The sequence below is a fragment of the Methanosarcina sp. A14 genome (genome assembly GCF_001729375.1).
Lineage (GTDB): Archaea > Halobacteriota > Methanosarcinia > Methanosarcinales > Methanosarcinaceae > Methanosarcina > Methanosarcina barkeri.
Genome location: NZ_LZPK01000167.1, coordinates 1 through 9,066 on the forward strand (window position 1 = coordinate 1; position 9,066 = coordinate 9,066).

The following is a 9,066-nucleotide window of genomic DNA, read 5'->3' on the forward strand; positions in this document are numbered from 1 at the left end:
CCTCTAAATACACCACATAGTTGCTTTAACCTACTACATAAAAGTCCAATAAATCCACGTTTGATTGAAAATCGATAGCAGTAAAAATATGAATTTACGAAAATTTACTGCGGAAAGTGGGCTAAGGTCCGGAATGTGGACATTAAGATATTTTGTCTTCACGTAATAACAAGCAAATTACTGAGGAAGTTTATAGAATCCTCTTAAAATGTCTGTAGCTTTATAGTAACATTTATCAAATCCTTCACTACTAACTTTTTTTGCTGGAACTCCTGCTATTGTAATACCTTCTTCTTTAAAGGATTTGTTTACTACTGAATTTGCACCTATTGCGATATTATCTGCAATTTCAATATCTCCAAAGATTTTAACGCCGGGACCAATATATACATTATTTCCTATTTTTGGCACAGGCAATACAAAATCCGGTCTTAATTCGTCCTCCATACTATAGGCATTTGTTCCAATATTTACATCAGTATGAATGCGACAATTTTCACCAACTTGTGCATTGCTATTTACAATTAAAGTACCTTTATGAGCAATAGATAATCCAGGCCCGAATACATTTGGAGGTATAGTAAATCCTAATTTCGTGCTTAATCTTTGGAATTTAAAATAAAGGTACAGAGAATATGGTTTATATATAATACCTTTTTTGCAATTTATATAGAATTCTCTTTTCCTGAGTAATCTCTCAAATCTCCAGATATCATCCAAAAGATAATCCCTATAATACTGAACTGTACCTCCTTTTTTTTTAAGTGCAATTTCATCTGCTTTTAAATAAAATATATAATCTTTCTTTGATTGAATCATAAAAACTCGCCTATGAATAATCCGGATCGTCATTGAAAATAATTTTTAGGATATATATTTCTAGTTTTAGAGTTAGGAATTACGCACTTGAAGTACAAAATCAACCACAATCAACGTTGTGAATAAGGCAAGGGTTTAGACAGTTGAGGGTTTGATGCTATTGATTTCTCAGTTCAACCGCGTAAGGTTTAATAATTAGTAAGTTTTAATAGTTGTAGTCATAGTTATATAAATCTGTGTATAAAGCAAGTCACAATTAAATAAACATAAGTAGCTTTTTCTGTTTAAACTATATATACCAGAAATCTACACCTGGAAAAAAGATGTCAGTAAAAAATCTGTATGTTTGTGTTTTTAGATTTATAGGTATTGGCAAGAAAATCTCTTTCACATCGTATTCTGAGCATTATTTCCAAACCTCGCATCATATTGGAAGCCAATATCATATCTTTATCCAGTTAAATTGAAGCCAGGACCCAGAATGTGGGAATGTGAGGAACTTTGTCTTCGTGTAATGTCAGGTTCCTTCTTGCTTACAATCAAGAATAATTTGCTAATTATTAAGATATTATTGTCAACCGAGAAAACCTTACTCTTAACAATTTGTCTCTTTTGAATATTTCCTTTTTTCGAAAGCGTTGTAAAAATTAGGAATCTCTAATAAATTTAGACTTTTACGACGCTCTGTAAGTTAAATTTTTACGTGCAGTTCTTTTTTATATAAACATTTCAGAAGGCCGGATTTTCAGATCATAGCCCACTTACTGGTTATGTTTTCAGGTACGAGGTTTTCTCCAGATGCCTGTACATATACCCTGAATTTATTTCCTGCAGGAACTGTAAGGCCTTTTGCAGTGTAATTGAAAACTCCTTCCGGCTCAATCGTAATTGAAGAACTTTCAATTTCATCCCACAAAGAAAGCTTATCTTCAGCCTGAAGGGCAACGTAAACGGTTGCATTTTCAGCTTTCTCCGAACCCACGTTTCTTACTGTTACGTTAATATCTACAACCCCTTCTTTTTTTGAGTATGCACACTGTGCTTTGAAATCAAGATTAATCATGGGCCTTCTATAAACAGGAACAACATGTACAGGCTGGTCGGAATATTCTCCCGGGACTTCACCTATCTGCCAATCACTCCCTGTAGTCTCCAGATAGTAGTAATTGCTGCCTTCATACTCGAAACTCCTGCCTCTGTACCCATTGTTACATTTTATCCCGAGAGCCATATGTTCAGGAAGCTCCAGAAGGATAGCATCGTAACCCATCTCCTGAAGAATTGCCACAGAGAGAATTGAAGTGTCTTCACAGTCCCCACCGTTCTCATAAAGAGTTTCATAAGGAAAACGGGGGTACTGGTCATAACCCGAGCTTTCAAGGTCCGAGATATAGTTAAGGGATTGGACAAAAGAAATACAAAGTCCTGGAATTTGACTTTTTTCAAGCCCGTGAGCTTTTGAGAGAGAGAGTAAAGCCTCTGCAATGTCCTTAATTAACCAGTCATCGTATGGATCTGAAGCAAACAGATCGTAGTCTCGGTTCCTAGTCCTGGACTTATATTTTTCATACAATTCATTATTAAGAGGCAGAGTAAGCTGCCAGTTGCAGCCCTCGTATTCCCAGGAGTAAGTTTGGGAAAACGTTCCAGGAGTTGTTGACTCCTCTGTTATCGAGGCGCTGTAAGGCTCAGAATTTACAATATCTGCTCCTATCAGACTCTCTCCAGCATCGCCTATGTAGGAATCTATGGAAGTTTCAGAGTTGGACCAGGTTATGAGAAATCCGATCAGAGAAAGGAGTAAAAAGAAATAAAACAAAGCGGTCAAGTGTTTCATAAAATTATCCCCGCCCAGAAGTTCATAGTTTACGAGTTCATTTCCAGAGGTCTTCCCTTAGATGAGAGTCTATAGGGTCCACTTCCATCAGGCCTTCTGGATAGGGTTCAAAAAAGGTCTGATTCGTAAGATACTGGTCTTCAAAGCGCACGGCCCATGACCTGATGATGCTAATTGCAGGGCAAAGAGAGACTTTTCCGTTCCTGTACTTCTGGATCCAGCCAAAAAATAGTGCTTTTTCCTGGTTTGAGAGACGCTCTGAAAAATGTCCGAAGGCATGCATGAGTACATTAATAATTGAAGTATACCTGGGAGGTCTGGAAAGGGCGCGGTAAAGATGCCTCTCGTACTCAGAAACCAGTTCTTGAAAGGTTTCCTGTTCTTTATTTGCAACAATAGCTCCCAGTTTCTTGAGTTCTTCCTGGCTATATACCATGAGCAGATACTTATTTTCGGTATGGAATGCAACAAGGTCCTTCATGCGGCCTTCGGATTTTACTTTTCGGAAAGCGGCAAGCATAAAAATCCTGGTCATGAAATGTTCTTTTATGCGAGCGTTCCTTAGCCTTCCTTCATCCTCAACAGGAAGATAGGAAAACTCTTTCAGGACTGCACTCCCGAAATATCCTGAAGTTTTCCCAATTACCGCTGATTTGAACGATGTAGTCGGGTAAACTTTTACGTCCTTAATGCCGCAAGAAGGAGATCTGTATTTAAGAATAAAACCATCAATCTCTCCCGCAGAACCAAGAAAATCAGTGCAAAATGTCTCCATAGCCTCAGTTACATCCCTGCCACTTGCGGGTTGGACAAGCCGCTGTTCCCCATTTTCAAGAATAATCCTTAACGGGTCTCTTGGGATACCGAGCCCTATCTCCACTTCAGGGCAGACAGGCAGGAAATCAACATACTCCATGAGGTTTGCCACTATCGAACTATTTATGATATTCCCATTGTATCGACAGTGGTCAAACCCAAGGCACCTACTAACCACAACCTTTGGCCGAACAAACTCTCTCATTTAACCCCCATATAACAAAGGAGTTCCAGCATAAATTATTTTCCAAAAGAAAGCCTTATAAGACTTCTTTTTAAAAGATAAGACGTTATAAGGTAGGGATCAGTTAAAAAAGACTTCAAAAAGACTTCAAAACACTTAACACATAAAAACTAAAAGTATTGACAAAAAAGGAATTGAAAATAGGTTCACAGTACTTATTTTGGGAAAAATAAAAACCAAAAGAAAATAAGGTTTTAAAAAAAAGTATTTTTAACAAAGTAAATTTTTTGTCCGTATTTCGGAACAAATATATAAGAACAAAAATAACTATAGATAGTTAGGGGACGGTTGAGGGAAAAAGGGCTTTTAAGTGGTAAGACTCCAAACTCTTTTAAAGGGTAGTAAGACTTCGAACTCTTTTAAGGGAAAGCCTCTGAACTTGAACTCAGTTTTCGGTCCCGAAAGAAAAAGCATGAGCTTGAAAATAGGTGAAAAATATGGTAGAAGCCGAATATGAACAGATACACATGCCTCTGATCGGAGATGATGCACCGTCATTTACAGCAGTAACAACTCAGGGACAAATCAATTTCCCTGATGATTACAAAGGTAAGTGGGTTATTCTTTTCAGTCATCCTGCAGATTTCACACCCGTATGTACTACCGAATTTATGACTTTTGCCAGTATGCAGGAGGAATTTAGAGAGATGAACACTGAGCTGATAGGGCTCTCTATAGACAGCGTGTTCTCTCATATTGCGTGGCTTAAGAGGATAGAGGAAAAAATCGAGTATAAAGGAATGAAAAATGTAGAGGTAAAGTTTCCGGTAATAGCCGACCTGAAAATGGATGTTGCAAAAAAATACGGAATGATCCAGCCAAAAGCATCAACCACACAGGCTGTAAGAGCCGTATTTATCATAGATCCTGAAGCAAAGATAAGAGCAATTCTTTACTACCCGCAATCATCGGGAAGAAATATGCAGGAAATAAAAAGGCTTTTGACCGCCCTGCAGAAAAATGAAGAAGAGAAAGTAGCAACTCCAGCAAACTGGCAGCCTGGAGAGGATGTTATTGTTCCACCTCCCAGTTCGATGGAAGCCGTAAAAGAAAGAACCGGTAAGCCAGAAGAAAATATGTACTGTCTTGACTGGTTTTTGTGCTTTAAAAAAGATAGTAAGAAATAATTCAGAGAATAAAAATTTTTGTGCCTGCTCAGTCTGGGCAAATACTCAGTATGAGCAAAACATGATCAATAACCATGTTTATTAGAACTCATGAGCAAATATTTTTAAGTTTATAATTTTCAATTGCTAGTTATTGATCATGTTTTTTGTATTTCACTGGTTTATTTCACTGGTTTTTATTTGCACTGCTCAATCACATTGGAATTAATATCAATAGACCTATTTTGCAGGGGCTGAACAGTTACCAAATGAAAAAATAGAATAAGATGGAAAAGAGAAATTTATTTCTTTCCAAGTTCTTTTGAACGTTCGGTTGCCCTTATAACTGCATTCATAAACGCAGCCCTGACTCCAGCCTCTTCAAGGGCATGAACACCCTGAATGGTAGTCCCGGCAGGAGAAGTAACCATATCCTTGAGTTCTCCGGGGTGCAAGCCTGTTTCAAGCATCATTTTTGCAGCCCCAAGTACAGTCTGGGCTGAGAGAGTGAGAGCACTTTTCCTATCCATTCCTTCAAGAACAGCCCCGTCGGCCATTGCCTCAATTACAGGGAAGATAAATGCAGGCCCACTGCCTGAAAGACCTGTAACTGCATCCATTATGGACTCAGACACCTGGACTGCAGTACCAACTGCAGAAAAGATCTCAAGGGCAGTTTTCACATCTTCGGGAGTGGCATTTTTGCCTGGAGCAATGCCTGAAGCAGCTTCGGAAACTGTGGCCGCAATGTTTGGCATTACACGTATGACTCTTGTGCCAGCAGGAAGCGCATTTTCGTAAGTGGCAAGAGGCACACCGGCTGCAATTGAGATAACAAGTTTATCAGAAGTTATGTCAGCTTTAAGATTTTCGAGTACCGAACCCAGAGTCTGGGGCTTTACTGCTAGAAGAAGAATATCGGATGCCCTGGCGATCACAGTATTGTCAGTAGATATATTAATGCCAAGTTTTGCCTTCAGATCGTTTAAGAAAGGCTCGTAAACGTCGGCTGCGCCAAGGTTTTCAGGCTTTACAATTCCGGCCTTTATAACTCCCTGCATAAGTGCAGAGCCCATTTTTCCTGCTCCGATAAATCCTATCTTTCGGTTCTGATCTACCATATAATTTCTCCTATTTTCAAAATAAATGGGAATATCGAGGTAATTACCTCAAAACGTATTTTCGATTAGTATTGAGTAATTTAAAGGGACTTTATAGCCCAAATAAATTTATAAGAAATTAGTAGATTGATAAAAGCTTCCAAACTACAAGAAATTAATTTGGATTCTTCAGAAATCCCAAAAAATCCAGTTTAATTCTTTGAGTATGCTGGAAATTTAATTCAGTTCTCTATTATGCCAATATTTTCTTTTTTTATTACATTACTGTAATTATTATAGCCCAGAATACCCTCAATTTCGTCGGTGTGGGCACCTTTTATTTTTAGAAGTTCTTCAGAGGTGTAGTCTGTAATTCCTTTCGCAAAGACCCTGCCTTCACACTCTAATCTAACCACATCTCCCCTATCAAAATTTCCCTCAACTTCCACAACTCCCGCGGGAAGAAGACTGTTTTTCCCGAGAACTGCGTCTTTTGCCCCTGCATCTACACGGATAGTGCCTGAAGCCCTTGCAAGAATGATCCAGCGGGCACGGTTCTTCTGGATATGCCTTTCAGCCAGGAAAAGGGTACCTATCTCTTCCCCAGACAAAACCTTCAGAAGCACGTCCTTAATTTCGCTGTTTGCAATCAAGACATAGCAGCCTGCCATGCTACAGATCTTTGCAGCTTTTATCTTGGTCCTCATTCCTCCTACGCCCTTGAAGCTTGTAGGGTCACCCCCATAACTTTCAATTTCAGGCGTGATTTTTTCCACGAGAGAGATGAGTCTGGCATCATCGTGTATCTTTGGGTTTTTATCAAAAAGGCCGTCGATATCCGAAAGAATAATCAGGAGGTCAGCATCGATTTTGCTTGCAACCATTGCAGAAAGCTTGTCATTGTCTCCAAAGATTGCTTCAATCTCGTTTGTACAGGTACAATCGTTTTCATTTATTATGGGAACTACCCCATATTCCAGAAGGGTAGAGATACTGTTTCTTAGGTTAAGGTAGGATACCCGGTCAGAATAGAATTCATAAGTAAGAAGGATCTGAGCAACTTTTATCCCATGTTTCGAAAAAGCTTCGCTCCAGTACTGCATAAGGATGCTCTGTCCTACCGCTGCCGCTGCCTGCCTGATAGGAATTTCACGAGGTTTTGGAGAAATGCCCAGCTCATAGAGTCCTACACCTATTGCCCCCGAACTTACCACAATTACCTCTTTTCCGCGCTTTCGAAGTTCGGAGACCTGAGCTGCAATATTTTCTATAAAGGTAGGATCAATACTACAGTTTTCTTTTGTACTGTCACAGTTCTGTTTTGTAAGTGAGGAAGTACCGATTTTGATAACGATTTTATTAACATCATTGAGGAATTCATTTCTATCTGTCAATAACAAGGCCTCGTAAAATATTTTGGGAATACAGCTGAAATTAGTAACAGCTGCAATCCGGATTTCCATCGCTTGCACTCAATTTGAGCTGGTATTCCAATTCAGGTATATAAACATATCATAAGTCTTCGGCATTCTTCAACAGGGTTTCAATTTACATTCTCAAACTTAAGGTCAAGTTTTCTGTGCGTATAGGGTTTTGCATTTTCTCCTGCGTAGTCTGCAACAACCTGCCCTTTCCCAAGCAAGATATATTTGTAGATCAGAAGACCTTCCATGCCTACAGGACCACGGGAATGGATTTTGTTTGTGCTTATTCCGACCTCAGCTCCTTTCCCATAACGATAGCCGTCCGCAAAACGGGTTGAGGCATTTACCATAACACTCGAAGAATCAACAAGCGCTGTGAACGCCTTTCTTCTTGAAGCATTCTCAGTTATTATTCCATCGGTGTGATGGGAACCGAAAGTGTTTATGTGGTCGATAGCTTCCTTTATAGTATTAACGAGTTTTATCGAAAGAATGAGATCATTGTACTCAAGACTCCAGTCCTCTTCCGTAGCTCGTGAGAGAGGAGAAAGCCCTCTTTTTTCAAGCAGAGTATAACTATCCTCGTCACAGCGTAATTCAACCCCTGCACCAAGGTACATCTCTGCCATTTTCGGCAGAAAAGAATCTGCAATTTTACGGTTTATCAGAAGGGTTTCAATGGCGTTGCATACTGCAGGATACTGTACTTTCGCATCGAAGCAGACCTTCCAGGCTGTATCGAGATCCGCATATTCGTCCACATAGATATGGCAGATCCCACTGGTATGCCCCAGTACAGGGATTTTCGTATTTTTCTGAATAAACTTGACAAATTCATTTGAACCCCTGGGGATAAGGAGGTCTACATAGGCATCAAGGCTCAAAAGGTCCATTATCTCTTCTCTGGTTTCCATAAGCTGGAAAGCCCCTGCTGGCATGCCGTCTGTGGATTCTATGGCTTTTACAAGAATCTGGAAAATCGTGCGGTTTGACTCTCTGGCTTCACTCCCGCCTTTGAAGATGGTCGCGTTCCCGCTCTTAAGGCAAAGGGACATAACCTGAGGCACCACGTCAGGTCGAGATTCAAAGATGACACCTATAAGGCCAATAGGACAGCTCACCTGGTAGAGAATAAGGTCTTTGTCCAGCTCAAGAGTAGAGAGAGTGTCTCCTACAGGATCTTTGAGCTTAATTACATCTCTGATTCCTGCAATCATTCCATCAATCTTTGAGTCACTTACTTTAAGCCTGTCTACAAGAGCCTGAGTAAGCTTCCCTTTCTTTTTCAGTTCCGCCGCAGCTTCAAGATCTTTTGCATTTGCATCCAGAATAGCTGTCCTTTCCTTGTCCAGAGCCTGAGCCATGGCCTCAAGCGCAAGGTTTTTTACTTCCGTACTTACACTGGAAAGTTCAATCGATGCCTTTTTTGCCTTTATTACCTTGGATTTAATATCTTCAGCCATATAATCACCTTCTAATATAATGATTTCTGTATGCCTTAGTTTAAGGAATTGGGCAGCCAAACCTGTTATTGTATCATTTAATTTACAGAAGATTCGGCATTACTCGATAACGGATAGAAGTAAGATCTTACTAAAGATCTTACTATTGGATTATACAGGTAATGATCTTATCATTGAATTACAGATAATGATCATATCATTGAATTACAGATAATCATCTTATCATTGAATTACAGGTAATCATCTTATCATTGAAT

At 39.4% G+C, this 9,066-nt stretch carries 7 protein-coding genes; 1 reads left to right on the plus strand and 6 read right to left on the minus strand.

From position 1 onward, the window contains the following. Nucleotides 1–177 precede the first annotated feature (177 nt). The 3 genes from A9239_RS08730 to A9239_RS08740 all read right to left on the minus strand — a co-directional run bounded on the left by A9239_RS08730 (nt 178) and on the right by A9239_RS08740 (nt 3,677). Nucleotides 178–819: a serine O-acetyltransferase gene (locus A9239_RS08730; RefSeq protein ID WP_048121870.1), complete on the minus strand. Its 642-nt coding sequence runs from the start codon at nt 817–819 to the stop codon at nt 178–180. A 745-nt stretch (nt 820–1,564) separates the two neighbouring features. Further along, nucleotides 1,565–2,656, minus strand: a complete 1,092-nt coding sequence (locus A9239_RS08735) for a hypothetical protein (protein WP_048121872.1) — start codon at nt 2,654–2,656, stop codon at nt 1,565–1,567. A 37-nt stretch (nt 2,657–2,693) separates the two neighbouring features. Then, entirely contained in the window at nt 2,694–3,677 is a 984-nt protein-coding gene (locus A9239_RS08740; protein WP_048121874.1) for a DUF523 and DUF1722 domain-containing protein, read from the minus strand. 476 nt (nt 3,678–4,153) lie between these two features. Between A9239_RS08740 and A9239_RS08745 the strand changes: the two genes are divergently transcribed. Next, entirely contained in the window at nt 4,154–4,843 is a 690-nt protein-coding gene (locus A9239_RS08745; protein WP_080941590.1) for a peroxiredoxin, read from the plus strand. Between the two features lie 281 nt (nt 4,844–5,124). On the opposite strand, the gene proC is transcribed toward A9239_RS08745, so the two are convergent. The 3 genes from proC to A9239_RS08760 all read right to left on the minus strand — a co-directional run bounded on the left by proC (nt 5,125) and on the right by A9239_RS08760 (nt 8,809). Then, nucleotides 5,125–5,943, minus strand: coding sequence for a pyrroline-5-carboxylate reductase (gene proC, locus A9239_RS08750; RefSeq protein WP_048121876.1), 819 nt, complete (start codon nt 5,941–5,943; stop codon nt 5,125–5,127). A 221-nt stretch (nt 5,944–6,164) separates the two neighbouring features. Further along, on the minus strand, nt 6,165–7,316 hold the full coding sequence (proB, locus tag A9239_RS08755) for a glutamate 5-kinase (RefSeq protein WP_048123569.1): 1,152 nt from the start codon (nt 7,314–7,316) through the stop codon (nt 6,165–6,167). 149 nt (nt 7,317–7,465) lie between these two features. Further along, nucleotides 7,466–8,809: a glutamate-5-semialdehyde dehydrogenase gene (locus tag A9239_RS08760; protein WP_048121881.1), complete on the minus strand. Its 1,344-nt coding sequence runs from the start codon at nt 8,807–8,809 to the stop codon at nt 7,466–7,468. Between the last annotated feature and the right edge of the window lie 257 nt (nt 8,810–9,066).